The sequence below is a fragment of the Agrobacterium salinitolerans genome (genome assembly GCF_002008225.1).
Taxonomy (GTDB): Bacteria; Pseudomonadota; Alphaproteobacteria; order Rhizobiales; family Rhizobiaceae; genus Agrobacterium; species Agrobacterium salinitolerans.
This window is the reverse complement of the sequence record NZ_MRDH01000037.1, coordinates 257,985-284,174: the sequence shown is the minus strand read 5'-3', so window position 1 is coordinate 284,174 and position 26,190 is coordinate 257,985. Positions and strand designations below refer to the sequence as shown.

At 59.5% G+C, this 26,190-nt stretch carries 23 protein-coding genes; 10 read left to right on the top strand and 13 right to left on the bottom strand.

Features of this window, described 5'->3' with window-relative positions; translation table 11 throughout:
- Nucleotides 1–62 precede the first annotated feature (62 nt).
- Nucleotides 63–1,607: a glycerol-3-phosphate dehydrogenase gene (locus tag BS627_RS21650; RefSeq protein WP_077985198.1), complete on the top strand. Its 1,545-nt coding sequence runs from the start codon at nucleotides 63–65 to the stop codon at nucleotides 1,605–1,607.
- A 19-nt stretch (nucleotides 1,608–1,626) separates the two neighbouring features.
- Here the strand turns inward: BS627_RS21650 and BS627_RS21645 are convergent, their stop codons facing one another.
- Nucleotides 1,627–2,859 carry an ROK family transcriptional regulator gene (locus BS627_RS21645; protein ID WP_165691350.1) on the bottom strand — a complete coding sequence of 411 codons (1,233 nt, stop codon included), beginning with the start codon at nucleotides 2,857–2,859 and terminating at the stop codon, nucleotides 1,627–1,629.
- Between the two features lie 243 nt (nucleotides 2,860–3,102).
- Between BS627_RS21645 and xylF the strand changes: the two genes are divergently transcribed.
- The 3 genes from xylF (at nucleotide 3,103) to BS627_RS21630 (ending at nucleotide 6,439) form a co-directional block, all read left to right on the top strand.
- Nucleotides 3,103–4,143, top strand: a complete 1,041-nt coding sequence (xylF, locus tag BS627_RS21640) for a D-xylose ABC transporter substrate-binding protein (protein WP_077985196.1) — start codon at nucleotides 3,103–3,105, stop codon at nucleotides 4,141–4,143.
- A 181-nt stretch (nucleotides 4,144–4,324) separates the two neighbouring features.
- Nucleotides 4,325–5,638, top strand: a complete 1,314-nt coding sequence (locus BS627_RS21635; protein WP_077985331.1) for a sugar ABC transporter permease — start codon at nucleotides 4,325–4,327, stop codon at nucleotides 5,636–5,638.
- Nucleotides 5,639–5,656: 18 nt separating this feature from the next.
- A complete protein-coding gene (locus BS627_RS21630; protein ID WP_077985195.1) occupies nucleotides 5,657–6,439 on the top strand; it encodes an ATP-binding cassette domain-containing protein in 783 nt (260 codons plus the stop codon).
- A 187-nt stretch (nucleotides 6,440–6,626) separates the two neighbouring features.
- On the opposite strand, the gene BS627_RS21625 is transcribed toward BS627_RS21630, so the two are convergent.
- The 7 genes from BS627_RS21625 to BS627_RS21595 all read right to left on the bottom strand — a co-directional run bounded on the left by BS627_RS21625 (nucleotide 6,627) and on the right by BS627_RS21595 (nucleotide 12,997).
- A complete protein-coding gene (locus BS627_RS21625) occupies nucleotides 6,627–6,860 on the bottom strand; it encodes a hypothetical protein (protein ID WP_162520348.1) in 234 nt (77 codons plus the stop codon).
- Nucleotides 6,861–6,954: 94 nt separating this feature from the next.
- Nucleotides 6,955–7,392: a helix-turn-helix domain-containing protein gene (locus tag BS627_RS21620; RefSeq protein ID WP_077985193.1), complete on the bottom strand. Its 438-nt coding sequence runs from the start codon at nucleotides 7,390–7,392 to the stop codon at nucleotides 6,955–6,957.
- A 126-nt stretch (nucleotides 7,393–7,518) separates the two neighbouring features.
- Nucleotides 7,519–8,664, bottom strand: a complete 1,146-nt coding sequence (locus tag BS627_RS21615) for a hypothetical protein (protein WP_077985192.1) — start codon at nucleotides 8,662–8,664, stop codon at nucleotides 7,519–7,521.
- Nucleotides 8,661–9,374, bottom strand: coding sequence for a TfuA-like protein (locus BS627_RS21610; protein WP_077985191.1), 714 nt, complete (start codon nucleotides 9,372–9,374; stop codon nucleotides 8,661–8,663). Before BS627_RS21610 ends, BS627_RS21615 begins: the two co-directional genes overlap by 4 nt.
- Nucleotides 9,371–10,591: a YcaO-like family protein gene (locus BS627_RS21605; protein WP_245307241.1), complete on the bottom strand. Its 1,221-nt coding sequence runs from the start codon at nucleotides 10,589–10,591 to the stop codon at nucleotides 9,371–9,373. Before BS627_RS21605 ends, BS627_RS21610 begins: the two co-directional genes overlap by 4 nt.
- A 16-nt stretch (nucleotides 10,592–10,607) precedes the next feature.
- Entirely contained in the window at nucleotides 10,608–11,036 is a 429-nt protein-coding gene (locus BS627_RS21600) for a hypothetical protein (RefSeq protein WP_077985190.1), read from the bottom strand.
- An 8-nt stretch (nucleotides 11,037–11,044) separates the two neighbouring features.
- Nucleotides 11,045–12,997, bottom strand: coding sequence for an AfsR/SARP family transcriptional regulator (locus BS627_RS21595; protein ID WP_165691349.1), 1,953 nt, complete (start codon nucleotides 12,995–12,997; stop codon nucleotides 11,045–11,047).
- Nucleotides 12,998–13,169: 172 nt separating this feature from the next.
- Between BS627_RS21595 and BS627_RS21590 the strand changes: the two genes are divergently transcribed.
- From BS627_RS21590 to BS627_RS21580, 3 genes are all read left to right on the top strand, one after another.
- A complete protein-coding gene (locus tag BS627_RS21590; RefSeq protein WP_077985189.1) occupies nucleotides 13,170–13,661 on the top strand; it encodes a hypothetical protein in 492 nt (163 codons plus the stop codon).
- Between the two features lie 90 nt (nucleotides 13,662–13,751).
- Nucleotides 13,752–14,123 (top strand): hypothetical protein, encoded by a 372-nt coding sequence (locus BS627_RS21585; protein ID WP_245307239.1) that lies wholly within the window; start codon nucleotides 13,752–13,754, stop codon nucleotides 14,121–14,123.
- A 425-nt stretch (nucleotides 14,124–14,548) separates the two neighbouring features.
- A complete protein-coding gene (locus tag BS627_RS21580; RefSeq protein ID WP_165691348.1) occupies nucleotides 14,549–15,463 on the top strand; it encodes a TIM barrel protein in 915 nt (304 codons plus the stop codon).
- A gap of 77 nt (nucleotides 15,464–15,540) precedes the next feature.
- Here the strand turns inward: BS627_RS21580 and eglC are convergent, their stop codons facing one another.
- Nucleotides 15,541–16,938: an endo-1,3-1,4-beta-glycanase EglC gene (gene eglC, locus BS627_RS21575; protein ID WP_077985187.1), complete on the bottom strand. Its 1,398-nt coding sequence runs from the start codon at nucleotides 16,936–16,938 to the stop codon at nucleotides 15,541–15,543.
- A 250-nt stretch (nucleotides 16,939–17,188) separates the two neighbouring features.
- On the opposite strand from eglC, the gene greA reads away from it, so the two are divergent.
- Nucleotides 17,189–17,671, top strand: a complete 483-nt coding sequence (greA, locus tag BS627_RS21570; protein ID WP_077985186.1) for a transcription elongation factor GreA — start codon at nucleotides 17,189–17,191, stop codon at nucleotides 17,669–17,671.
- 8 nt (nucleotides 17,672–17,679) lie between these two features.
- Here the strand turns inward: greA and BS627_RS24660 are convergent, their stop codons facing one another.
- On the bottom strand, nucleotides 17,680–19,098 hold the full coding sequence (locus BS627_RS24660; RefSeq protein WP_165691347.1) for an O-antigen ligase family protein: 1,419 nt from the start codon (nucleotides 19,096–19,098) through the stop codon (nucleotides 17,680–17,682).
- A gap of 130 nt (nucleotides 19,099–19,228) precedes the next feature.
- Entirely contained in the window at nucleotides 19,229–20,566 is a 1,338-nt protein-coding gene (locus tag BS627_RS21560) for an SGNH/GDSL hydrolase family protein (protein WP_165691346.1), read from the bottom strand.
- Nucleotides 20,567–20,979: 413 nt separating this feature from the next.
- On the opposite strand from BS627_RS21560, the gene BS627_RS21555 reads away from it, so the two are divergent.
- Nucleotides 20,980–22,128 (top strand): glycosyltransferase family 4 protein, encoded by a 1,149-nt coding sequence (locus BS627_RS21555; protein ID WP_077985184.1) that lies wholly within the window; start codon nucleotides 20,980–20,982, stop codon nucleotides 22,126–22,128.
- A 55-nt stretch (nucleotides 22,129–22,183) separates the two neighbouring features.
- Nucleotides 22,184–23,281 carry a glycosyltransferase family 4 protein gene (locus tag BS627_RS21550; protein ID WP_077985326.1) on the top strand — a complete coding sequence of 366 codons (1,098 nt, stop codon included), beginning with the start codon at nucleotides 22,184–22,186 and terminating at the stop codon, nucleotides 23,279–23,281.
- Between the two features lie 21 nt (nucleotides 23,282–23,302).
- Here the strand turns inward: BS627_RS21550 and BS627_RS21545 are convergent, their stop codons facing one another.
- Nucleotides 23,303–24,502, bottom strand: a complete 1,200-nt coding sequence (locus BS627_RS21545; protein ID WP_077985183.1) for a glycosyltransferase family 4 protein — start codon at nucleotides 24,500–24,502, stop codon at nucleotides 23,303–23,305.
- Between the two features lie 56 nt (nucleotides 24,503–24,558).
- Nucleotides 24,559–26,130 carry an O-antigen ligase family protein gene (locus tag BS627_RS21540; RefSeq protein ID WP_077985182.1) on the bottom strand — a complete coding sequence of 524 codons (1,572 nt, stop codon included), beginning with the start codon at nucleotides 26,128–26,130 and terminating at the stop codon, nucleotides 24,559–24,561.
- Between the last annotated feature and the right edge of the window lie 60 nt (nucleotides 26,131–26,190).

Here is a 26,190-nt window from a genome sequence, read left to right as displayed (position 1 = left end):
TTTATGGCAATTGTCTTTCAACGATGGGGACGAGGTCCCCCCGACGCTGTCGTGGAGGCTCTATGTCCGGCGAGAATATTTTCGATCTTTTTGTCATCGGTGGCGGCATCAATGGCTGCGGCATTGCCCGCGATGCCGTGGGCAGGGGCTATTCTGTGGCGCTTGCGGAAAAGGGCGATTTCGCTTCCGGCACGTCTTCCGCGGCCACCAAGCTCATCCATGGCGGTTTGCGTTATCTCGAACATTACGAGTTTCGCCTCGTCCGCGAAGCGCTGATGGAGCGGGAAATCCTCTGGGCCATGGCCCCGCATGTCATCTGGCCCATGCGTTTCGTCCTGCCAATCCAAAAAGGCGGCGTGCGCCCGGCCTGGATGGTCCGGCTCGGCCTGTTTCTTTATGACAATCTCGGCGGCCGCAAACTTTTGCCGGCGACCCGCACGCTCGATCTTCGCAAGGACCCGGCGGGCAAGCCTCTGAAACCGGCTTTCGCCAGGGCTTTCGAATATTCCGACGGCTGGGTGGATGATGCCCGCTTCGTGGTTCTCAACGCACGCGATGCGGCGGATCGCGGCGCGACCATCATGAACCGCACGCGCGTCGTTTCCGCACGGCGCGAAGGCGGGCTGTGGCTCATCGAGACGCTGGACGAAAAAACCGGTCGTTCGGCCACGCATAAAGCGCGCATGCTGGTCAATGCTGCCGGTCCCTGGGTGGATACTGTGCTTTCCGGCGTCTTCGGGCGCAACGACGTGCACAATGTCCGGCTCGTGCAGGGCAGCCACATCGTTGTGCGCAAGAAGTTTTCCGATCCGCGCGCCTATTTCTTCCAGAACCCTGATAACCGCATCATCTTCGCCATTCCCTATGAGCGCGATTTCACGCTGATTGGCACCACGGATCGCGACTACAAGGGCGATCCGGCCAGGGTTCGCATTTCCGAAGACGAAATTTCCTATCTCTGCAACGCGGCCAGCGACTATTTCAGCGAACCCGTTCGGCCGGAAGACATTGTCTGGACTTATTCCGGCGTACGGCCGCTCTTTGATGACGGCGCTTCGAAAGCGCAGGAAGCCACACGCGATTACGTGCTGAAGGTTGAAGAGGCCGAGGGTGAAGCTCCACTCCTCAATATTTTCGGCGGCAAGCTCACCACCTATCGGCGGCTGGCGGAACATGCGCTGGAAAAGATCGGCGCGGCAATTGGCGAAAAGGGCAAGCCGTGGACGGCGGGCTCCCACCTGCCGGGTGGCGATTTCGGCGCTGAGAGATATGAGGCGCAGGTTCGGGCGCTCGTCTCCCGATACCCTTTCCTTGATGGACGCCATGCCGAGCGGCTTGTCAGAAACTACGGTACGAAGGCTGCAGAACTGTTGGGAGGCGCCACCGATGTCTCCGGCCTCGGCCGGCATTTTGGCGGCACGCTTTATGAATGCGAGGTGCGCTGGCTGGTTGAACACGAATGGGCCTCCGCGGCCGAGGACATTCTCTGGCGACGCACGAAACAGGGCCTGCGCCTGAGCAAGGAAGAGGCTGCCGGTCTCGATGAATTCGTGGCCATGCTGACGGGCGGCGAGCAAAAGGCCGAAGCCGTGGCGGAGCGCGCCTGAAAATCCGCCAGCCGCCCTGTCAGCTCCCTGAACTCTTCACCGGTCTCTCCGGGCCGTCGGCGCTCAGGATGTAGTCGTCTGCGGCTGAAAGCGCGTGTTCCATATGCCCTTCAAACACCAGTTCCGGTTCGTTGGGCGCTATGGCAATTTTCGGCATGCCGCCGAAACGCACCGCCTGCGATTGCGCCAGACCGTCGCGCAGGCCGCTTTCCAGAAGATCGAAATAGCGGGTGCCCGGGCCGGTGATGAAAACCGGCATATGGCCATGCAGACTGAAGAGGCGTGAAAGACCGTTGCCGAGCGCAAGTCCGGCGGTGCGAAAGGCGAACCGCGCCATGCGGGCGCCGGTGCGGGCCGAGGCGGCGATCTTGTCCACCTCCGCAATCGGCACGAATTTCGCCGGTTCCGCCTGCGGCGGGGCTTCGAAAGCAGAACGCAGTATGGCGTAAAACCCGGAATAGGCCTCAATGCAGCCTTTGGTGCCGCAACGGCACAGCGCGCCGTCGGCCAGATGCAGCATATGGCCGAAATTGGGGGCGCTGACCTCGATTGCGCCGCGCGCCGCGCGGGCGATGCCAAGGCCGATGCTGTGGCCGAGGGAGAGGGTGACGAGGGCCTCCGGCGCCGGGTTTTCTTTTGCCTGCTCCCGCATCCAGATGGCTTTTGCGGCCAGCAGCGTTTCGTTGTTCAGCGTCACGCGAATGCGGCCGTCCCCGGATACCAGCCGCTGGAAATCAATCCTTTCGTCACCGAGAACCGGCGACCAGACGAGTGTTGCCGTGGCCGTATCCACCAGCCCCTTGCTGCTGATCGAGACCTGGAGGATATCGTGCCGGTCAATGCGTGAGCGATCGGCAAGTCTTGCGAGACCGGCGAGGATCGCGCCGCCGAATGTGCCTTTTTCAGCGGCAATCCTTTGTTCGGTGAAACGGTCCACCAGCTTGCCGGCATAATCGACCAGCGAATATTGCACGCTGTCGGAAGAGATGATGATGATGGCGACATGGCAGAAAGCGCCGCGCGGGCCGAAGAGAATGCGCGGCCGGCCGCGGCCGGCGGCGGCGAGTTGCTCTTTTCGCAGGATGAGACCGGCCCGCTCAAGCTCGGTGGTGATGGCGGACACGGTTGCGGAGGCAAGCCCGGTGGAAGACGACATGTCGGTATGGGAAAGGCTGCCGTGCAGGCGCAGCGCCGCCATCACCGACAGGCTGTTTTTCTGGCGCACCAGTTCCGTACTTGCAATGGCGGACATGGGCTGGGGCATGCTCCCTGAACGGCCTTTTTCCTGTTGTGCTGATCTGCTCTGATGGCGCATGCCAAAGCGAAGATCAAGGCACCCGGATGCTGCCCGCAGCCGTTGTTGACAGCATGGGGAATCTCTGACATTAATTTTCTCGACTGTCGAGAAAATTGTGAAACCACAGAGACCGGCAGCTTTTTCCGGGCGATTTTCCTGCATGGAGGTGTGGGGCGTCGCCCTTACCGGGAGGACATCATGAATTCTTTTGCCAAGCTTTTGGCGGGTACAGCCGTACTCGTTTCCCTGCATACCGCGGCTATCGCGGCCGATCTCGTCGTCGGCGTTTCCTGGTCGAATTTCCAGGAAGAACGCTGGAAAACGGATGAGGCGGCCATCAAGGCGGCGCTTGACAAGGCCGGCGCGAAATACATCTCCGCCGACGCGCAATCATCCGCCGCAAAGCAGTTGACCGACGTGGAATCGCTGATCGCGCAGGGCGCCAACGCGCTGATCATCCTGGCGCAGGACAGCGACGCGATTGGCCCGGCTGTTGAAAAGGCCGTTGCCGAAGGCATTCCGGTCGTGGGTTACGACCGCTTGATCGAAAACCAGAACGCCTTCTACATTACCTTCGATAACAAGGAAGTCGGGCGTCTTCAGGCTGCCGAAGTCTTCAAGGTGAAGCCCGAAGGCAATTACGTCTTCATCAAGGGCTCTTCTTCCGATCCGAATGCGGACTTCCTGTTCGCCGGTCAGCAGGAAGTGCTGAAGGCTGCCATTGACGGCGGCAAGATCAAGAATGTCGGCGAAGCCTATACCGATGGCTGGAAGCCGGAAAATGCCCAGAAGAACATGGAACAGTTCCTGACCAAGAATAACAACAAGGTCGATGCGGTCGTCGCCTCGAACGATGGCACAGCCGGCGGTGCAATCGCCGCTCTCGCCGCGCAGGGCATGGCCGGTTCGGTTCCCGTTTCCGGTCAGGATGCCGATTTCGCCGCACTGAACCGCGTTGCGCTCGGCACGCAGACGGTCTCGGTCTGGAAGGACAGCCGTGAACTCGGCAAGGAAGCGGCAGGCATCGCGCTGGAACTGGCCGGCGGCAAGAAGATGACGGAGATCAAGGGCGTCACGGCCTTTGACGGTGGCCCGAAGAAGGTCACGATGCAGTCGGTCTTCCTGAAGCCGATCGCCATCACCAAGGACAATCTGAACGTCGTCATCGATGCCGGCTGGATCAAAAAGGAAACGGCCTGCCAGGGTGTGAAGGCCGGAACCGTCAAAGCCTGCGATTGATCGAATACGTCCCGGTTCGGGCGCTGCGCCATGGCTCATGGCGCAGCGCCTTTTAGAGCATTTCCAGGAAAAGTGGGCCCCGGTTTTCCGTCCGGAGATGCGCCAGAAAAAAGCGTTGGAGCGTTTTCGCGATTCAGGGAAAAACGAAAACGGTCTAAGATGTAAGGAGCACCGGCAGTTCATGGCCGATACGACCCAATCCAATTCCACAACGTCGCAAAAGACGGAAAAAGCAGGCTCGATAACGCGCTTCATCAACGCCACCGAGCTGGATACCAGGCTGCTCGGCATGGTGGGTGCACTTCTTCTGATCTGGATCGGATTTCATATCCTGTCGGGCGGATTGTTTCTGACGCCGCGAAACCTCTGGAACCTTTCCGTGCAGACCGCGTCCGTGGCTGTCATGGCGACCGGCATGGTGCTCGTTATCGTCACCCGCAATATCGACCTGTCGGTCGGGTCGATCCTCGGTTTCTCCGGCATGATCATGGGCGTCACACAGGCGGAAATCCTGCCGCAAATCCTCGGTTTCGAACATTGGGCTACCTGGATCGTCACGCTTCTAGTCGGGATTCTCGTCGGCGGCGCCATCGGCATGCTGCAGGGCTCCATCATCGCTTTCCTGAACGTGCCGTCCTTCATCGTTACGCTTGGCGGCCTGCTGGTCTGGCGCGGCGGCACATGGTTCATCACCAGCGGCCGCACCGTGGCGCCGATGGATTCCACCTTCCGCCTGATGGGCGGCGGCACCAGCGGCTCGATTGGCGCGACATGGAGCTGGATCGCTGCGATCATAGCCTGCGTCGCCATCATCGCGGCAATCCTCAATTCCCGCCACCAACGCCGCCGCTTCGGTTTTCCGCTGCGGCCCGTCTGGGCGGAATATTTTCTGGCAGCTCTCGGCTGCGTCGTCGTCATCGGTTTCGTGGCGGTGGTCAACAGCTATCCATGGCCAATCAACATCGCCCGCAACTATGCCGATGCCAATGGCATCGCCTGGCCTGAAGGCGGCCTGTTCATTTCGCACGGTATCGCCATTCCGGTACTGATGGCGCTTGCCGTCGGTGCGGTCATGACCTTCATCGCCACAAGGTTGCGTTTCGGACGTTATGTCTTCGCCATCGGCGGCAATCCGGAAGCAGCCGAACTCGCCGGCATCAAGACCCGCTGGGTGACGGTGAAAATCTTCACGCTGATGGGCGTTCTGTGCGCCATCGCCGCGGCCATCTCGACCGCCCGCCTCAACGCGGCCACCAATGCCCAGGGCGAGCTGGACGAGCTCTACACCATCGCGGCGGCCGTCATCGGCGGCACCTCGCTTGCCGGCGGTGTCGGAACCGTAGCGGGCGCGATGCTCGGCGCGCTCGTCATGCAGTCGCTGCAATCCGGCATGGTGCTGGTGGGCATCGATACGCCCTTCCAGCGCATCGTTGTCGGTGTGGTCCTGGTCGTCGCCGTCTGGCTCGACACCATCTACCGCGCCCGCGCCAAGTAAGAACCGAGGAGAACTCCTATGACGGACCAAGTCACGCCCCTCGTGGAAATGCGCAATATTTCCATTTCCTTCGGCGGTATCCATGCGGTGGAAAACGCCTCTGTCGATCTTTTCCCCGGTGAGGTGGTCGCCCTTCTCGGCCACAACGGCGCGGGCAAATCGACCCTTATCAAGATACTCTCCGGCGCATACCGGCGCGATGGCGGCGATATTCTCATCAATGGCGAGGATGCCGATATCCGCAATCCCCGCGACGCCAAGAAATACGGTATCGAGACCATCTACCAGACGCTGGCGGTGGCGGATAATGTCGATGCGGCGGCCAATCTTTATCTCGGCCGCGAGCTGAAGACGAAATGGGGCACGCTCGATGATGTCGCCATGGAAGCCTCGGCCCGCGAGGTGATGGGGCGGCTCAACCCCAATTTCCGGCGGTTCAAGGAGCCGGTGAAGGCGTTGTCGGGCGGCCAGCGGCAATCCGTCGCCATCGCCCGCGCCATTCTGTTCGATGCCCGAATCCTCATCATGGACGAGCCGACGGCCGCACTCGGGCCGCAGGAAACGGCGCAGGTGGGCGATCTCGTCAAGGAGCTGAAACGGCAGGGCATCGGCATCTTCCTCATCAGCCACGATATTCACGATGTTTTCGATCTGGCCGACAGGGTCTTCGTGATGAAGAACGGCAGAGTGGTCGGCCACGCGCGGACCGAGGATGTCACCAAGGATGAGGTTCTCGGCATGATCATTCTGGGCAAGGTGCCGCCGGGCGCAGTGGCGGGTCCAGGCGCCGTCGTCGTCTGACAACAGGATTTGCCAGTCTTTACCTTTGATATAAATCGAGGCCCGGTAAAAACCGGGCCTCGACAAACGCTAGGAACAAATTTTATAAAATAGGTGCGTCCGGTGTGTTTCAGCCCAGCCGGAACCGCAGACGAAAAATGTCTGCAGCTCTGCGCAATTGCAGACGCGGTCTTTTAAATGCGGTTGTTTAATGTAGTTCGGCGTGTGCCAAACCGCTGCCGTTCATCTCTGCAGCTGCGTTCGGCAAGCCATGCTGATTTATGTCCTGCGCCAGCGACAACAGCGCCATTTCCAGGAAATAGGTCGACATGCCCAGTTCCAGAGATTTCGAGCGCTGGCAGAGATAGGAAACCATCCGCCCGAGCGCCAGAATCTCGTCCGCATTGTCCTGTTCAAGTATAGCCGTGGTAGACGCCGCCATGATTCCCTCTCGACAGTCGACACTATGAAAACGCGATGATGTTGCGTTGTTCATTTTCGACCACATCGAGCGTCACGCGAGCGTCACACCTGTGTCAATCGCCGTTTTTGTCCGCCGGCGCGGCGGCGTTTTCCGCCGCTTCAGTGGCGGCAAGCGATGTCACGAGAGCGACGATGCTTCTGCGCACGGCGGCGCTCTTGATACGCGAAAAGGCCTGGTTGAGCGAAAAGCCTTCATTCGAGGCCACGAAGGTCTGCATGGCATTGATCGTACCAAGAGCCGGGTTGGCCGGATCGCCATCGGGCGTGGCGTTGGCGAACAGGGAACTGACCTCAACGCCGAGAATCGACGCGATGGCCTGCAGACGGGACGCACCGACACGATTGGCGCCCTTTTCATACTTCTGGACCTGCTGGAAGGTGATGCCCAATCGCCCGGCCAGCGCACTCTGGCTCATGCCGAGCGACTTGCGGCGCATTCTGATTTGTGCGCCGACATGGACGTCGATCGGGCTGGGTAGTTTGGCGTGCATTACAAATTCCTCCGCTTGAGGTTCTTAAATCCGATGATTATCAATTAATATTGTTGAAGGTATACATTCAACACAATTTCCACGGGTATTATGAAGCTTTATTGACAAAATTGCACGGTTTTTTGTTCATAATCGCGTGTCCGGGCCGCGATTTATTATTTTTGTCGCACAACGCAACGCACCGTTGCGGCTGGAAAGGTGGCTCCATCCGCTCACGCCGATGGTTTGAAAGCCGAATCCATCCCAAATTCTTCGGTTCATTGCATCGAATTCCTCAAGCGGTTCGGTATCGCCGAAATGCGGAATCCAGACGAATGGCCGTTTCTGACCGGAACGTATGACATTTTCAAGAAATACATTGTTGTAAAGTCTGGGCAGGCATTTGTTGGTGTCGATGGCCGGCGAAATCGGGATGGGATTGCGCTCGATCGCAAAGCCCTGCCGCGCGAGCCAAAGCGCCGAGGCGTCCAGTTTTCGTTTAAGCTCCGTTGCGGCGCGGGCATCGCATCCGCCATGGGCGAGGGGGTCGGCGAGGAGCAATAGCGGCCGGCCGCCGCTTCTCAGACCAGTGACGGAAACGAACTGGTCAACGTGAAAGCCGCATTGGTGCATTTTTTTATCGGCAACCTCCGCTCCGCATGTTTCCATCGCGGAAAAATCGGAAGAAGCCGGAATTTGACCGAGATCGCCCGGCCGATATCCGAAACTGAAAATGCTGCTGCCGTCGAGAGCCTCAATCTTTCGCAACCGCTGCGAAGGGATGGGCGCATTCCTTCCGATTCCCCTGTCATCCCGTAGGCTGGAATGGCCCACCAGCCGAAAATCCGGGCCGACAAGCTGGTTGCCCCCTGCCAGGGCGACATCGGAATGGGTTGTCGCCGCTCCCATATATTCGGCGAGGCTGGCGCCAACGGCATTCTCTGCCAACAGCACGAATTCCGCCGTAATATCCGCCGCACGTACATGGAACATATCCTGTATCCATGGATGGGAAACACTGTCGTTTCCGGCAAGGGGTATCAGATTCGTGCTGCAGCGTGTTGGCAGGCTGCCGAGCCAGGCTCGTGCCGACTGGAGACAGGCGTGATCAATCACGATAACGGCGGTGATATCTACAGGCAGGGCCGAGAGCAGGTTTCCGATCGGAATGAGCGGTGAAACACAGTCAGCGGTCCTGTTTTTCGCAAATAAAGAGGCGGGCAGTGCAAGCGCAATCGTGCGGATCAGCCCGCCGCAATCGGGGATCAGAGACAAGGGCTGGATGGCGCTCAAGACGTTTTGTTCCCTGCCGGCCGCCTTGCCGCCAATTGCTGGAAAAACATCGTATTCTGGAGTTTCCATGATGGCGACGGTGGCGATGGCAATGTTTCTCCCGTGAGCATTGTCAGAAGCCTCGTCGCATCGTTTCTCTTGACGGAAACCGCATTGGCCGCGAGCAAATCTGCCGTCGCGGTGCCGAGACCGGCTTCGGCAGCGATGGAGCGCCATGTCCTGCCGGCAAAATGCAGGTTGCTGGCGGCACGCGCGAGCGCGCCAGATTGCTCCGGGGTGAGCGTCTCGCGGCAGGCCGCAAGCGTCGCCTCGGCGTCTACCAGCGCAACCGTCAGCGGGCGGTAATCGAGCGCACCCGGCGCGTGGCTCACCGCTACATCGGCATCGGAAACACGCCGCCCATCCCGATAAGCCTCGAAAATCTCGCCGATGCCGATCATGCCGAAGGGCGCGCATTCCGCCGCCCTGAGCGCACCCATGCTGGCAGCGCCGATAACGATAACGCCGTTCGAAAGCGCATAGAGGATTTCCTTGTGCCAGACGGCGGCGCAATCGCCGTAAAGCCCGTCTATCAGTCCGATTGTGCCGACACCGTGCCGAACCGCATCGAAAATATCGCCGCAGGCGGCCGGACCGCAAAGATCGAGACCGGCAGTATATTCGCCTGCGATGCCGTGGATGGACGGGCCTGCAAAAACCACCGGCTTCATTCGAGGCCCCCGACAGTCAGCATGCGATCGAGAGTGCGCTGCGAGATGTGTTGCAGGCCGCCGCCGGCCGGGGCAAGGCCGCTTGCCAGAACCCGCACCACATGCAGGCCGGATACCTCCGTTTCCAGTGGAAAGACATAGATATCCTCAATGCCGCCGGCGAACAGGTGCGTCGCAAGTTGACGCCATGGCGGCGAAGACGCGGCGTCATGTATAAAATCGAGATTGGCCGACGCCCTTTCCATCGGCTGCACGCCGGCGGCCGAAGACCCGGCCGCAACCATATCCCGCTGGTAGCGGAGAGGAGAAAGATCGTCCCTCGCGCCACTGATATCGGTCAATCGCGACTGGATCGCCTCCAGCAGCGCTGCAATCGCAGCGCCATGAATATCAGGCCGGCAAGCGGCCCCCGCGGCGCTGCGGGTGGCAGGCCCATCCTGCGCCTGCAGCGACCGGGGCAGGCTCGCCATCGCCACCGGCACGCCAAGCCCATTCGTCAGGTCGAAGAAGGACGGCGGCAGGCCGATGTCCGACAGATGTTGGACAAGACGGTCAAACGAAGGATCGACGCCGGCCGGAATGAGGATCGGCTGCGGTGCGACGGCGCGCGTCTCGAAAGTGTCGACGAGAAAGCAGGCGTCGTTTTCAATGAGTTCGAGCAGGGCATGGAGAACCGCATGGTCATGGTTGAACCCGGCCGCGAGCCCTTGCGAACTCATGCGGAAGGCCCGCCGGTCCCATGGGAAATCCACGCGGAAATCCATGCCGACAAGTTCGTAAGGCGCAAAAACCTCCTGTTGCCGGCGAATGGACGTTCCCTTCACCCAGGCGCGTTCTTTTCGCGGATCGAGCGCGTCGCAATCGACCCTGCCGACGGTTTCGAAGGGAATGATGGGAGTTCCCTTCTCCCGCATCTGCTGAACGGAGCTGAAGGCGGCGATATGTTTGCGGGTTTCTTCGGCAACTGCACCTTCGATCGCTTCCATGATCGCCGATAGCCGGGCCTGTTCCGGGACAAGCCCCTTGCCCTGCGAGACCGACAGCCCGCGCGAATTGGGCCGGGCCGCGAACCAGACGGGAGTACCGATAATATCGAGACCGGTTACATCACCGACACGGGTAATCCCGAACCGCCGAAGCAGTCCGGGATCGAAGAACGAAGCGTCGGCATGCCTTGAAGCCGCTGTCGCTGATATGGGAGCATCGGCGCGGGCCAAGGCTGCGCGACCCCGATCAGGGCGCGGTGTTGCTGTCGTCGGCAAGAATCGCGTCGAACAGCTCGCCGGTGACGGCGCCGGCCGGGCCGACAGCCTTCAGGGCCGCTTCGATCGGCGCCTGCACCATGCGGTTGAAATCCCAGCCGGCGTCGACCACTTCGCCGATAAAGGCGAAATCGGCTTCGGAAACCACGGCGCCGCCGGCGACGAGGGCTTCGATGCCCTGGATCTGCACCTGATCCAGTTCCGCTTCCGGCTGGCCGTCCTGGCGAACGAGCATGGACTTTGCGGCCGCGGCCACACGGGCATAGCCATCCACGCCCGGATGGCTGGTTTCATACGCGGCAATCGTCTCATGCGAGACGGACGCAACCCGAAGCGGCGCCGTGCGAATGAAGAGAACGCCAAAACCCTTTTTTCCGACAATGAAGAAATGCGAGGACATAATATCTCCTATTTAATCCCAGCTAATCGAAGTGCGTGATAGAATTTTTCATTCGCTACCGGGTCCCGGTCCGGAGACAGACTGCTGATCTCCCTCGCCGTCATACCCGGATAGTTTTCCTGAAGCCTGTTGCCGGTTTCCAGAGCGGCGGCCAGATCGCCATGCAGGGCGTGGCTTGCGGTCAGGACGCGCAACGCAGGCTCGTCATTTTCCATTCGCCCGCACAGTTCCACCGCCATGCCGTAATCCTCGCGCTTGAACGCGATGCTGGCGCCGGCCCACCAGTAGATGTCGGGCGCCAGAGGATTGAGATCGATGGCCTGCTGAAATTTCTCCCAGGCGATTTCCGCATCGCCGAAATGAGCAAGCGCGTCGGCATGCTGGAGCAGGAGGTCGGCCGAGTTGGGCGCCAACGCCTCCGCCTCGAAGAATTTTTCGGCTGAGACATCGAAATCCCGCTGGTAGAGCGCCACCACCGCGCACATCCAGTGGCCCACCCCAAGGGCGGGGTCGATTTCGACGGAGGAGTCTGCTTCCGCCTTGGCGCGATGCAGGAGATGGGGGTCGTTGCCGCCCAGCATCAGCCATTCCAGTTGCAGGCTCTGCGCCACGCGGGCGCGGGCAACCGCCATGCCGTGGTCGAGATCGACCGCCTTGCGGAACATCGAGCGGGCTCTTCTGAGAAGCGGCAGATCGCATTTGCCGCGCAGAAGCTGCTGGCCCTCCAGCAATTGCCGGTAGGCCTCGCCGCTGTGGTTGCGGTCGGGCTCCACCTGAAGCCGCTCGATTTCGCGGGCAAGCGCTGCGGCCACCTGTTTGGAGAGCAGGCGGAAAGCGGCGTGAATATGTCGTTCGGTCAGGACCGCCTCCAGCGACCAGACGATTTCACCGCTGGCGTCCTCGATCAGCGCAACCGACATGCGGGTTTCGTCGAACACGGTCGAAATGATGCGGTAATCCGCCCGCAGCATGGCGTAGCCGTCATCGGCCCGGTCATGCGCCAGTGCAAAGGTGCTGTGCGGCGAAAGCACGGTGAAGGTGCGGTATCGGACAAGGCTGTTGGCGACATCCTCGACAAAGGCCTGCATGACCGGCGAGACCGGCTGCCCGTCGACCCTTGCCGGACGAACGAATGCGATGCGCGGTTTCGTCTGGGATTTCCGGCGAATGCCCTCTTCCGCCTCGGCGGGGGCCGCTATCGTGGCGGCCAGGCTTTGTATTCGCCGTCGCAGCGCCACGGTTTCCGCTTCCGGGGAACGACCTTCCTGACGAAGCTGCTCCATCAGAAGCTGGTGCATGCCCTCACAGGCGCTGATATTTCCGATCCGCGCATAGGCCGCCATGGCGGCGCGGTAGGTTTCTTCGCGTTCCGGTTCGAGCTTGCAAGCGCATTCGGCAAGCCTGGAGATGTCGTTCGAACTGGCGCGGCCAAACCGCGTCAATTCCTCCAGAAGCTGGGTATAGCTCGAAAAGAACAGGTCCCTGAGGCGGCGGCGCTCAGAAAGCAGCCAGAGATAGAGATGGTCCTGCCCGGCCTCCAGCCCCTCCAGCAACTCGCCGCCGAATTCCAGCAGCGCATTGAGCCGCCGCATCGGGTCTTCGGCCCTTGCGCCGGCAAGGAAGAGGGCAAGGTCGGTGCGCTGCGCCAGTCTGCCGGCCTTCAGGTCGTTTCCTTCGGTCAGAAGGATGGCGTCGTCCTCATTGGGCAGTTTCTGCAGGCGCAAAATCAACTGCCGCAAATTGCCGAGAGCCCTCTTCTGCTCGACATTTTCCCACAGCAGCGATGCGGCGTACTGGCGGGAAAGGGACTGGTTCGGCGCAAGGATGAGGGCGGCGGTCAGCGCGAAGCCCTTGGACGGAAAAAATGCCTCCCGCACCGCATCACAGCGCGGGGTGCCAAAAAGCCGGATCGGTATCAGTTCAGCGTTCCCAGCCACTTTCGTCCCCTCATGAACCATCATCTAACAACGTGTCCGGGAAATTGAAAGTCATCATAGCGTTCCATTTGACGCTGGTGTGACGCGGCTTGGGTATTGTCGCAGACAGAAGCATGAATGACGGGTGGAAAACAGCGGACATGCGACGGGCAGGCATCGGGAATTTTCGACAGTGATAGCGTTCAACGGAAGCTACATGGCCTTCGAGCCGCGTATCGAGCCTTACCAGCGTGCCGACGATGTCGGATATGCGGTCAGTGAATTCATGTGGTTCAAGGGTCGTCCGTTCTATCCGGTATCGGCGCTCGTCCATGCGAAGGTCGCGCATGCCAGGCTGTCTGCGGAAAAGGGCGACGACGAGGACGAGGATAATCTCGATATTCTCTTTCGCATGCCGCTGGTGGCGGGCGGGCACTTTTTCGAGATTGTGCTGCGTTCAAATGAAGGAACGTCCTACGGCGGCTGGGTGTGGGGAGAGGAACTGGAAATCCTCAATGAATTCGTCAACGGTTATCGCGTTCTGGCGGGGAAGTTCGACGACAGGCTCATCCGATTCGAATATTCCAGGCGATTTCAGCGCTACCGGACGATCGAGCCGCTGCCGGTGGAAAAATCCGTCTTCCTGATCCAGCGGGAGGCGAAACCTTATGCGGGCAGGCGTGATCTGCCGGGGGTCCCGGTAGCCTGATGACGGGGGCGGCCTTTGGGTCGGCGGGGGAAGCATGGACGCGCTTATCGCGGCATGTCCGGTAAAGCGCAGCTTTACCGGAAGTAACTCGTGAATATTTTTATTTTTATTGTGTGGAAGATTATGATGCCCAATAGAGGTAAAGTGCGTAACAGGGGGGTATCATCGCAGCTTGTGGCGGTGAATTGCGTTTCCGGCGACGATACGCTTTCCGATGCGGAGAGCGTCGGGGATAATTCGCGTCCGCGCGGCGACAGGCTCTACGTTGTCGGCGAACCTGTTTCGCAAACATTATCTTCATCTGTCGTCGTGGACGATCGAGCCGGAGACGAGGCGTCGGGCAGGGCCGAGATTCGAAACAGGATCGTCGATGCCGATATCAGGGCCGCCAAATGGGCCTGGGCGATATTGGCCATTGCGCATTGCTGGCTGATTTATTTCATGGTGTACAATCTCGGTTAGCGCCTTCCGTCCGAATACATGCAGCTTTAACCCGCCGGTGCGAAAACCCATCGCCGCAATTTGCGACCAATCCGATTTTGAGCGGACCCGAGTGTCCGAAACCGGACCTTGCGACAATTTCCCCCGCCCGTCTTCATGATGCCGCTGCTTGTCCAGGCGCGCGGCGTGCGCTCCCTGCCGTTTGCCAGCGGAAATGTCATAAAGCTGTAAATGAAGAAACTTAATTGAGGGATCGGTTTCAACGGAAACGGATCACAATGTCCCGTTCGCTTTCCAACACAACGGCGGCGACCCTGGACTTTCTTACGATATCGCACCGCCCGGGATAGACGACGCCAATATCGGCCGCCCGGACCTGCTGGAAGTGGCGTCGCATGCACGGCGCCCGAGCTCCCATGACCTTTTTTAACCCTGGAGATGACGACGTGAGCAATCTTATAGGTACCGGCTTCAACGCCCACTCGGATGACGGCGAACTGGCCACCCTCGAACACGATCTGCGCGCGCTTGCCGAAATCGGCTGCGATACCGTGGAAATCGCCGCAACAAGCCTCGACATGATCGCCGGCGGCCGGCTCATCGAGGAGCGCGCCGATCGTTTCGTAGCGCTCGCGAAGCGGTTCGACTTCCGTTACACCGTGCACGGTCTCGTCTCTTCGAATTTCATGGATCCGGTGACATGCCGTTACCAGATCGACGCGGCCAAGGCGCTTGCCGTTCTATGCGACCGTATCGGTGCGGGCATTCTCGTCCAGCATGGCGGCGCGCTGCGTGCCGACCAGATCGCCGAACGGGCCGATGCCGACAGCCGCGAGCGGGACGCGCTTTTCGAACTGGCTGAATTTTGCAGGCCCTATGGCGTGCGCATCGCACTCGAGAACATCTTCTCCACCGAGCCCGGCCAATATCGCCAGACGCCGGCCGAGGTGGCCGCAACCGTGAAGGCTGTCGGGCACGACAATCTCGTAGCGCTGATCGACTTCAGCCATGCCTATCTCGAATCCACCTATCGTGGCCTCGATTTCCGCGATGAACTTCGCGCCATGGCGCCGGTTGCCGGCCATCTGCATGTGCATGATTCCTTCGGCCGCCCGCAGGGCTTCTATCAGCCCTATTTTCCTCAGGAAAACACAGCGCTCGGCATCGGCGATCTGCACATGCCGCTCGGCTGGGGCGATATCGACTGGCAGGACATTTTCTCGGAACTTTCCTTCCTGCCAAATACTGTGCTGATGATGGAAATCGGCCGCCGTTATCGCGCCGAGCAGCCGGCAAGCCTTGAAACGGCGCGGCATCTGATTTCGCTGAATGCCGCCCGCACCCAGCTCGCGGCCGAGTGATGGGCCTAACAAGGCGTGAGCCGAGAGGCTGATGTTTGAAACACCGGCAGTCCCGATGCGACTGCCGGTGTTTTAATTTATGCGGCCCAGTCGGAGAGCGAATAGGCCTTGATGTAATCGATCATCATCTGCGAGCCGTCGCTGAAATCGGCTGCCGATGGCGTTCCCGCCATGCCGCCGACGGCAAGGTTGACGACCATGTACATGGGGTCATGCATATCGTCAGGCGTATCCGTCTGCGCCACGGCGACATCATCGAAATACCAGGTTATGTGTTCGGCATCCCACAGCACGCCATAAGTGTGAAACCCGTCGGTGCTCGGTACACTGACATTGTTGATCACCGAGGTCTGTTCACCGGTGGCGTTGGAATGGGCGGACATGATGAGCGTATTGGGGTTCTGGCCGCGCATTTCGATGACATCGAGTTCGGGCGGCCAGGAGCCATCTTCGGGCAGCAGCCAGAAGGCAGGCCAGGCGCCCCGGTCGGTCGGCATATCCGCGCGGATCTCGAAATAACCATAGGTCTGGCTGAAGGAGGAATAGGTGTTCAGCATCCCCGAGGTATAGTCATAACCCTCGACCTCGTCGGCAATCGACTGCGGGGTCTCCTCGGCGGTGATGGTCAGGACGCCGTTTTCGGTGCTGAAAGGATTGACCTCCGATGTGCCGGCATAGGCCGGGTTGATATACCATTGCGCCTCACCATTCGTCGTCAGCGAGCTTCCCTTTTCCGGCGCCCACCAATATTTGGCGTCCCAGATACCCTGATCGCCATTGCGCAGCGAGAGCGTATCGAATTCATCGGCAAAGGTCTGGGTAAGTGACGAGCGGTCGAGGCTGAGTTCGAACTGGTCGGCCTGAAGGTCGTTTACGGTCGTTCCAGCAAGAACGATGGCCTCGCCATTCGAAAAATTGAGCCACAGGTCGTCACCTTGCTGTGTGGCGCTGCCGACAAGCTGATCGAAAGATGTGATGCCGTAGCCATTGAGCCGGATCGTGTCGTTGGCGCTGAAATCGGTAATGAGATCGGTGCCGTTGCCGCTCGTGAAAACAAAGGTGTCGGCCCCGCCGCCGCCGATCAGCACGTCGTTGCCGGCCCCGCCATCGATCGTCTGACTGCCCGACCCGCCGGTAATGATATTGTCGAGCGAATTGCCGAAGGCATAACGCCCGTCACCCGTTACCCGCAGATTCTCGAAATTGTCGGGCAGGGTGTAACTCATCCATGTATCGATGGTGTCGATACCTTCCCCGGCATTTTCGGCGGCGCGATTGATGCTCGAATAGAGATAATAAATATCGTCGCCCGTGCCGCCGACCATGGTCACGTTGACGGAACTGTCTCCCCACATGGAATCATTGCCTGCCGTGCCGGTGAGCAGCGGGCCGGAACCCGTGGCGGAGAAAAATCCCGTGGAGCTGCCGCTGTAATAGAGTGTGTCTCCAAGCGCATTCACTACTGTCCGGGCCATGAACCGTCTCCTGTCCGTTAGCGTTGGCGTCTCACTCCTCCTGCTGCACACTCTAACAGGGCAAAAAGCCCCCTGTTAGGCCGAAATATGAGGGGTATGTTCCGTTGCGGTTGCATTGAGCTGTTGAACGAGCACGTTGTCCTGACCCGCTTGCGCCTGTTACATGTCCGTTTTGAACCCGCGCAGCGTGCTCTTGCGGGCGCCTGCGAGCGATGGCAGGATTGGGGCATTCGGGAATGGAGTGTCAGGATTGAGCGTAGCCTTTACCAAGGAAGACAGTGCGGAAACCGCAGCCGAAACCGTTCTGCCGGACCGGATAATCTCGCCTCATCCGAATTTGGTAACGCGGTCCGGGCTGAAGGCCCTGGAAGAGCAGCTGCGGCTGGCGCGCGAAGCCTGTGAGGCGGCTAATGCCATTGAAGACATCAATGAAAGACGCCGCATTTCCGCCAGCCCGCTTCGCGATCTGCGATATTTCTCCGAGCGGGTCCGTACCGCGCAATTGATGCCTGATCCGCCAGCGGACGGCGTCGTCGTCTTCGGCAGCCTGGTGACGTTCAGCCGCGATGACGGGCGAACGCAACGGTTCCGGATCGTCGGTGAAGATGAAGCAGATCCCGCTGCGGGAACGATGTCCTATGTCTCCCCGGTTGCAAGGGTGCTGATGGGAAAAGCGGCTGGCGATCTCGTCCGTTTGGGCGGGAGGGAGATCGAGATCGTCGATGTGGCCTGAACGTCCCGTCAGAACACAGGCGGCCTTAGACCCGGCGGGTCGCTGATGAGGCTTCGTTCTCCCCTGTTGCGCGCATTGTCTGCCGTTCCCAGCATCCGCATCATTGTGTTTCTCAGGAAAAGCCTGAAGTCCAGATCAATGGCGGCATAGGCAAGCCCAAGCCCCACATGAGCCATGAAGACGGGGTTGAAATTCAGCTCTTCAAATTGATAGCCAATAATGACGCCGATTGCTGAATAGGCGAAAAAGCCGATTTTGCGTTTTCGGAAAATTACATAAACCAGCGCAAAGGCGCTCATGATGCAAAATCCCAACCCGGAAGCGTAGGCGGTGGCCATAAAACCATTATGTGGTGTGCCGATCCTCGATATCCGCGCAAGTTCTTCGTATCGCGCGGTAAACCCTATGCCCACAGGATGCTGGAACATGACCTGAAAACCGCCGGTGATCGTCTCCCACCGCTCATGCAAATTGTTGCTGCTGTTGCTGTCCTCAAGAAAACGTTTCGTAAAGGCCTGTTCCGCAAAGTCGAAAGCACCGAGCGGCAAAACGGCGGCGATGACGAGCGCGCACAAGGCAAACCCGAAATAGGTGCTGAGCAGCATTTTGATCGAAAAATTCCGAACGTAGAAATAGAGCCCGATAGCGAGGACGGCAAACACCCCCGAGCGGTTGAGCGTGAGGGTGAAGCTGGCGAGATATACGAGCAGAAACACGGCAAACAGTGCGGGGCGTTTGTGGCGTTCGGCGAGATAGGCCGCCGCTGCTCCGGCCAGCGCGAAGGCCGGTCCAGCTGTATTGCCGACGGGCCAGATGCCGCCTGCCTTTTCGACGCGCAAAAGCAACGGTGTCACTTCACCTTTTGCCGCAAGCTCCAGGACGCCTGCCTCATCGAACATGAAGGACAATCCGAGCGAGGCGAGCTGGTCATGGATGACGGTGTCCAGGAAAAGCAGGATCGTCACCGCTATGAACCCCGCAAATATGCCCCAGCAGAACAGTTCGAGGAGGTTTTCCTTGAACAGCATATAGGCAAAGAACAGAAAATAGACGGCATAAAAATAGGTCATCGCCGTTGTATAAAACTCGCCATCGCCGCGCGCGTCGGCAAACAGCGTCGTGAGGACAAACAGCATCGTCAGCGGAACAAGATAAAACAGGATAATCGACAGCGTCAGGCAGCGAATGTAAAGCAGGGCGAGGACGGGCAGCGTCATCAGCACCAGCATGTCGGTAATATTGAGGAAACGCAGGCCGAGATTGCTGGTCAACACATTGCATTGAATGAAGAAACCGATGGAAAATACGAATATCGCGAGACAGACGCCGGGAATATTGATCGTTTTTGACGGGTAAAGCGGCATTGCCAAAACAAAACCCGGTATAGAGGGCTGGCGCGACGCCGCATGATTTGCTGGTCTTCTCATCAGCAGTCTCTATCTTTTGTGAGCGGATTTCGACTGTCCATAGGAGAGCTCTACCGCCTGGCAATGAATATAATATAACGACTATTAGTGGGCTGGATGGCGCCGCCACGCAAGACATTTTATCGTTTCGTCATGAGATCAGATTGCCTTTCGGCAAATCCCCTTCGACGGCGATGATGCGCTGAATATGAAGTGGCTCATTCGAGCCGGGCGCGCCGGTGCCGAATGCCGGAAGGATTCGCAGATAAAAAGCATACCCCGACGGGTTGATGTCGGGGTCTATGGCAATCCCGTTGGCGATCGCCCACATCCAGCCGCTATTGCCGGAGATGTTGGCCCCTCCAAATTGCAGGGCGGAGCAAACGATCGTCCGGACTGCGCCGCCGCTTTTTGCAACCAGCGTTATGTAGGGCAGACGCTGCTTTCCGTTGTTTTTATAAAGTACGGCGAAGGAAACGGTCCTGCCGATCATCGCGACGGCCTCCGCATTGCGGAAATAACGTGTGAGCCCTGCCGTCTGGCTGCCATTTGCATAGAGGGCGAGGCTGCTTGCAAAGGACGGGGAGAAGACGATTTCGGTGGTTTGGGTGGCGGAACCTGGCGAAGTCATGCCCCAGCCCGTCGGGACGGAACCAGTCCAATCGGTGAAATCACCATTGCCGATGAGATTGGCGGCGGGCAGCCTTGGCCAGCAAGGTGTCTGGAAGCTGTTATCGCGTGCCGACCTCAGATAGGAATCGAGCAGGGCCTGGGCTACCAGGCAGGAACCCGCCTCGTTGGGGTGAATATTGTCCCGATAAAGGGCGGCGTCCTTGCCCTTCGCCATAAATACGGCATGCGTATCCACCAGCGTGAGATTCGGATGGGAACGGGCCAGGTCGAGGATCGCCTGATAGACCTTGTCGTAACCCGTGCCATCACGCCACGGGTTCTGCGTGGTGATGAGTTGAGGAGCATTTGGCCATTTCCATTCGGTCATTCCCAGTGGTCCGAACAATGCGGCTCGTCCGGAGCTCAAAATGCTGCCCGGCATTTCGAAAGTTTGCATATTGTGGCCATGATGCATGATGCAGAGGTCGGGACGGGGAATCTCCAGCGCTGCCGAGCGTTGTTCCGCAAGCATGTACCCCGCCATGCCGCCGGGCAGCGTCGCAAGATGGAGCGTCAGCGTCGCTCCCTTGCCGGCGCGCAGCGTAACCGGGGCCGCATAGGTTTTTGGTCCGGTGGCGGCGCTCGTCTCCCATTCCGCCCAGCGGTATAACACAACAGTCGTATCGTGCAGATCGCCGAGCATCATCGCAAATTGCTGAAATGGTCCGGCTTCGGCATGGGCGGTGCTGTCGCCGTTCACGAAGATCGCGGCATTCTGGCCGACCGCCAGACGGGCCCGCAAGGGCGAGAACGCGGTCAGGGAAAGACCGGCGTCGCCCATGTTTCGGGAACCTATGCCGAGCGTTAAGCCGATCATGCGGCCACCTCTTCCGTTCGCGCCATATATATGCATATGTTGTATCCGGGCGGTGTCATTGTTCGCTCTCCTGGTCTGGCCTTAGAATAATCCCGCTGCGAGACCCGGGGAAAAATGCGGGGGGCGAAACAGAAAACAGCGCATGAAAAAGAGCGTCGTAAATTTTTCTTTGATTTGGCTCGAAATATAGAAATAGAATATTATTCTAATTACTATTGGTATTATTGAATTTTATTAATAAAATGGGCTTTGATTCAGTTGTTTTTAACTATCGGTATGCGTTTTTCCGCAGATTTCGGTGAGGATATTCCTGTTGCTTTCGGGCAGGTTCGTTGTTTTTGCCGGTCGTCAGTTCGTGCCCGCAATTACAGGCGGATGCGTCATGGGTCCTCCCATCCGGCGGGGGAGACGCCATGACATCGGCTCTTTTCGTCAGCCATACCGGAGAGAAGGGTGGCGCCGAACTTTTTCTGACGGACCTCGTCAAGGCGGGCCCGCACTCCTGGCGCGCCTGTTTTCTCAGTGGCGGTGCGGCCGCAGATGATCTCATTGATGCGGGGCGGACTCCGGTCATGCTGTCCGCTGGAGAAAAAATGCTGTCTATACGCCGCGATGCGTCTTTCGGCGCGCTGTTGCGCGGAGCGGCCGACGTGGTGGCGGTTGCCTGGCAATTGAGCCGGGAGGCGAGGCGCTATGATGTGATCTGCGCCAACTCGCAAAAGGCGCTTTTTGTCTGTGCGCTGGCCGCGACGTTCAGCCGTCGGCCGCTCGTCTGGATTTTACACGATATTGTCACCGATCCCGCTTTCAGCGCCGCCAATCGCCGGGCCTCGCTGGCATTTGCGCGCCTTTTCGCCAGGCTGGTTGCTGTCAACTCCGAGGAGACGGGCCGGGCTTTCATCGAGGCCGGCGGCGAGGCGGATAAGGTTCGCATCGTCTACAACGGCTTCGACCCCGCGAAAGCAAGGATTTATGAGCCCGGCGCGGCCGCGCGGCTGCGTGCGGAACTGGGCCTTGGTCCGCAACCGCTTGTCGGCCTTTTTGGCCGGCTGAGCGAATGGAAGGGACAACATGTGTTTCTGGACGCGATTGCGGCGATGGAGGGCGTACAGGCGGTCATCGTCGGCGGTGCGCTTTTCGGGCAGGAAGCGTATGAAGCGCGAATCCGCGAACAGGCGTCCCGTCTCGGTCTCGAAGGCCGCGTCCGTTTCCTCGGTTTCCGCCCGGATGTGCCGGAATTGATGGCGGCAATGGATGTGGTTGCTCATACCTCGATTGTTGCCGAGCCCTTCGGCCGGGTGGTGGTGGAGGCGATGATGTGCGGGCGTCCGGTTGTCGCCACGCGCGGCGGCGGTGTTACCGAAATCATCCGTGACGGCGAAACCGGCCTTCTTGTGCCGCCGGGGAATGCGTCGGCGCTGGCAGCGGCGATCGGCCGCATACTGTCGCAACCGGCTCTGGCGGAAAGGCTGGCGCGAAAGGGGCGGGAGGATGTGAGCCAGCGTTTCTCACTGGAGGAAACCTGCCGCTCCGTTTCAGCGCTGCTGACGGAGGCGGCGTGAGGTTTCGCGCGGCGATCGACAGGAACAGGCAATGCCGGCAGGCGGAAGGGCCAGGATGCGCATTCTCATAAACATGCCGAGCCAATATGGCGGCAAGGCCTCCGGTGTGGCCCGCGTGACCTTCAGTCTGCTGGAGCGGCTGCTGGAACAGACGACCGATGACTATGTTCTGCGCTCTCCCTGGATGCGGGCGCAACTGCCTGAAAACCTGCGCGACAGCCGGTTGCAGCTCATCGAGACCCCACGGCCGCGCGTCATGGTTTTCGATGTGGTGCGTCAGGCCGTGACGCTGCCCGCGCTCTGCCGCCGGCATGGCATCGATGTGCTTTTTAATGCCGATCCTTTCGGAAGTCCCCTCGGCGGCAAACGGCGTCTCACCCTTGTTCATGATCTTTATTTCAAAACCATTCCGGAACAGATCGGCTGGCGGGCGACCCTGACGACTGATTTCATCTTCAAGCTGATGATGGCCGGTTCGGATCGGATCGTCTGCGTATCCGAAGCGACGCGGAAGGATCTCGGGCGTTTCTATCCCGCCGCTGTCGGTAAGAGCATCACCATTCATTCCGACAGCACGCTAAATGTCGATCCCGGGGCTTTCGACACGGTGCCGCCTGTTCCCGGACGCTACATACTGGCGGTCGGAAACGCGACGTCCAATAAGAATTTCGCTCTCCTGGGCAAAGCCTTTGCCATACTAGGCAAAAAATGGCCGGATTTGCGCATCGTGCATGTTGGCCGTGACGAGGCGGAGGAAATCGCCGGCGCGCTGGACGATCCGCAGTTGCAGGCCCGGCTGATCCGGCTTTCCGGTATAGATGACCGGCAACTGACCGAACTTTACCGTCACGCAGCCTGCCTTTGCGTCCCCTCCACCTATGAAGGCTTCTGTCTGCCGGTGCTGGAGGCGCAGCAGCTGGGATGCCCGGTCGTCTGCTCCAATCGTTCGGCAACACCGGAGATTGCCGGCGAAGGCGCCCTGACTTTCGATCCGTCGGATGCTCAAAGCCTCGTCATCGCGCTTGAGCGACTTTTGGATAATCCGGAGCTGGCAGAAAATCTCCGTCAGGCGGGTTATGAAAACCGCAAATCATATTCGTGGCAGAAGGCTGCGGAGAGCTACGCGCAACTCTTCAAGCAAGAAGCCGCCTGAGGAGGGACGCCGTCGTCACGATCATGCGGTTTTGCACACATCCGCATAGAGCTTTTCATAGGCCGCGACGACCCCACGTGGCTCAACGCCTTGGCGAATTCGTTCCCGGGTCTCAAGCGTTTCCGCAAGCATGGCGGGATTGCGTATAGCCTCCGCCAAGCGCGCGGCCAGTTCGGTGGCATTACCTGGGGTGAACAGGCGTTCCGGCCTGTCCGCGCCGATCTGTTCGGCGACACCCGCAAGATTTGCGCCGATGACGGGTACGCCGCGCAGAATGGCTTCAGCGACGGTGCGGCCAAAGGCCTCCGGCCATAGGGGCGGTACGATGAGGCAATCTATGCCGGCGAAGAAATGATCGGCCTCCACATAGCCCGGAAATTCGACCGGTAGGCCGGCTGCCTTTTGTTGATAGATCTCGATACCTTCCGGCGCGCGCCCTGCCATGACCGCGCGCCAGCCCTGCGGCGGCAAAAGCCGCAACGCTTCTATCAGCAAGTCAGCCCCTTTCGGTGCTTCGATGCGGCCCAGATAGCCGAAAACCAGAGGGTTGCCGGGTGTGCGGGCAATGCGCGGTTCCGGCGAATCTGGCGGTGAGATGGCGTTCCAGATCACCGCGCGGCGGTTTTCCCGTATATGGGTGAAAAAACCGGCCCGCATGTGGCGTTCGACGATATCGCGACCAACGCCGGCGACAGCATCGACCGCGCATTGGCAACGCCGGTGTAGGTAAGAAAACGCACGGCATTTTTTGCTGCCGCCGTCGCAGATATGCCCGTCATGAAACAGGGAGCCATTGGTGCACATGCTCGTGAAATCATGCAGCGAATGAACCAGCGGAACGCTACGCCTGCGGATCATCGGCCAGATCAGCGGCGTCAGTTCAGACAGCGAATGCGTATTGACCACGTCCGGCCGGAAATCATCGATGACACGCGCAAGCCTGCGAACGAGGCGCAGATCCAGTTGAACGGCGATCTTATAATATTTTCGTTTCCATTCCGGTTGCTGCCCCCAGTCGCCGATAAAGAACGGCGTGGTATGCCCGAGGCGGTGAATGGTGAAACCATCGCGTTGTTCCCCTGCCTGCTCTTCACGTGAGATGGCGGCCACCGCGACCGTGTGCCCCTTATCCACAAGTCCACGCGCAAGGTCTTCCACGAATATTTCCGCACCGCCCACCCGATCCGGAGAAAATAGCGAGGTTATCTGCAATATCCGCATGCTCAATTTCCTGCGCCTTTAAGATCACGAAACCTGTTTTGCATTCGTTAAATCCGTTATTGCAGACGAAGCGGCGTTTGTACTGTCGGACCTGAACGGTCCGGCGCCGGCATTGCGGCATCGTCTGGAAATTGTCTGCGCCTTTTGCGGCCTTCCCGCTCCATTCCGGGCGGGTTCAGGCAAAGCGTGACGACCGGGGCGAGGAAAACGGCATAGGCCATGGCAAAGCCCGGAACTTGCAGCGAAAAATCCAGCGTTGAATGCAGCAGGACGAGCAGCAGTGCGGCAAGGCCGAGATGAGAGGCATAACGATAATTTCTGCGTTTCAGCGCCCCGCGAATGAAAATCACCAGTTGGATGAGCACAAAAAAAGCGAGATAAAACGGGAAGGCTGCGCCGAGTGTCAGCAATCCCTCGGCGTAGACATTGTGGGCATGGGTGACGACGGCGTCCACCCCGCATCGCGCCACATGATAGGGCGCATAGATTTCCGTAAAGCTTGCCAGACCTGATCCTTGTGGCCAATTGTCGGCGATGACGCGTGCGATGCCCGGCATGTAGCAAAAGCGCATATCGTCTTCCAAACGCATTTCCATGCGAAGCGCCACCCGGTTGGCGAAAAGCGCGAAGAGGGCGATGGCGACAGCAATCAGCAGCGCGGCGCGACGTCTCGTCCCGCGCTGCCTGCGCCGGCTGGAGGCCCCATTGCGCCCGGTTCTGGCCGGAGAGTTGAACACAATCAGCAGGATCAGTAAAATCAGCGCTGCGAGGCTTGAGCCGATCCCCGCACGCGATCCCGTCAACATCAATGCGATGAAACAAAAGCCTGCGAGGACACCGAGAAATGCGGCCCTGCGGATGAGCTGTTTTTGCTCCACCGGCACGGTCAGGCGATTTGCCACGAGCGCCTTTACCCTGACCCAATCCGGAGCGAGGAGGCTTTTATGTAACAATGCGGCGAGCGTGATAAGGATGAGGCCGAAAAAGGTCGCGGCGGTATTGCGATTGACAAAAAGGCCGGTGAGGCTGCCGAGATAGAAACGCTTCTGGATGAAGCCGAGAGCTTCGGGGAAAAGCACGAATTGCACGATGGAAAACAGCGCGAGCCAGCCACCGGCGATTGCGAACCATCGCAGCGTCTTCGCCGCGCGCTCGTCGCTATCGAAAATCACGAGGCCCGTCATGAAGACGCCGAAGGGCAGGGCGGCGCTCATGAGGCCGATCCGGTCATCCGCCGGTGTCAGTGAGATTGTGGCGGCTGGCGCATTCTGCATGAACATGGCAGCGATGGACCATGCCGGGTTGGGGCGCGCGATGCCAGGCATGGAGGAGGCTTGCAACAGCACCTGAACGATAAGCGCTCCCAATAAAAGACAGGCCGCCGTAAGTACTTTGCCTGCACCGCCCTTTGGCGGCCCGAACAGCAGGATTGCCGGCGCCAGCAGGAGATAGATCGCCATCGTGACAACGATGCGACTTTCGATTTCCGTTGCGCCGCGATTGAGAAGCGCCAACAGAAATATTGCCCAGAACGCGATTATTGCGACCGGCCGGACATAGTCCCGAACCGCCACCGGTGGGGTCTGCAAGGAGGGGAGCGGTTCTGATCGGGATTCGGTGAGCGACATATCTTTGGGCTTTGTCGGAATTGTTTGTGGTAACTATGCCGCGAATATCGACGAGGCTCA

Coding starts and splice junctions, on each gene's coding strand:
- BS627_RS21650 (WP_077985198.1), top strand. CDS start 63: ATGTCCGGCGAGAATATTTTCGATCTTTTTGTCATCGGTGGCGGCATC.
- BS627_RS21645 (WP_165691350.1), bottom strand. CDS start 2,859: ATGTCCGCCATTGCAAGTACGGAACTGGTGCGCCAGAAAAACAGCCTG.
- xylF (WP_077985196.1), top strand. CDS start 3,103: ATGAATTCTTTTGCCAAGCTTTTGGCGGGTACAGCCGTACTCGTTTCC.
- BS627_RS21635 (WP_077985331.1), top strand. CDS start 4,325: ATGGCCGATACGACCCAATCCAATTCCACAACGTCGCAAAAGACGGAA.
- BS627_RS21630 (WP_077985195.1), top strand. CDS start 5,657: ATGACGGACCAAGTCACGCCCCTCGTGGAAATGCGCAATATTTCCATT.
- BS627_RS21625 (WP_162520348.1), bottom strand. CDS start 6,860: ATGGCGGCGTCTACCACGGCTATACTTGAACAGGACAATGCGGACGAG.
- BS627_RS21620 (WP_077985193.1), bottom strand. CDS start 7,392: ATGCACGCCAAACTACCCAGCCCGATCGACGTCCATGTCGGCGCACAA.
- BS627_RS21610 (WP_077985191.1), bottom strand. CDS start 9,374: ATGAAGCCGGTGGTTTTTGCAGGCCCGTCCATCCACGGCATCGCAGGC.
- BS627_RS21600 (WP_077985190.1), bottom strand. CDS start 11,036: ATGTCCTCGCATTTCTTCATTGTCGGAAAAAAGGGTTTTGGCGTTCTC.
- BS627_RS21595 (WP_165691349.1), bottom strand. CDS start 12,997: ATGATGGTTCATGAGGGGACGAAAGTGGCTGGGAACGCTGAACTGATA.
- BS627_RS21590 (WP_077985189.1), top strand. CDS start 13,170: ATGGCCTTCGAGCCGCGTATCGAGCCTTACCAGCGTGCCGACGATGTC.
- eglC (WP_077985187.1), bottom strand. CDS start 16,938: ATGGCCCGGACAGTAGTGAATGCGCTTGGAGACACACTCTATTACAGC.
- BS627_RS24660 (WP_165691347.1), bottom strand. CDS start 19,098: ATGAGAAGACCAGCAAATCATGCGGCGTCGCGCCAGCCCTCTATACCG.
- BS627_RS21560 (WP_165691346.1), bottom strand. CDS start 20,566: ATGATCGGCTTAACGCTCGGCATAGGTTCCCGAAACATGGGCGACGCC.
- BS627_RS21555 (WP_077985184.1), top strand. CDS start 20,980: ATGACATCGGCTCTTTTCGTCAGCCATACCGGAGAGAAGGGTGGCGCC.
- BS627_RS21550 (WP_077985326.1), top strand. CDS start 22,184: ATGCGCATTCTCATAAACATGCCGAGCCAATATGGCGGCAAGGCCTCC.
- BS627_RS21545 (WP_077985183.1), bottom strand. CDS start 24,502: ATGCGGATATTGCAGATAACCTCGCTATTTTCTCCGGATCGGGTGGGC.
- BS627_RS21540 (WP_077985182.1), bottom strand. CDS start 26,130: ATGTCGCTCACCGAATCCCGATCAGAACCGCTCCCCTCCTTGCAGACC.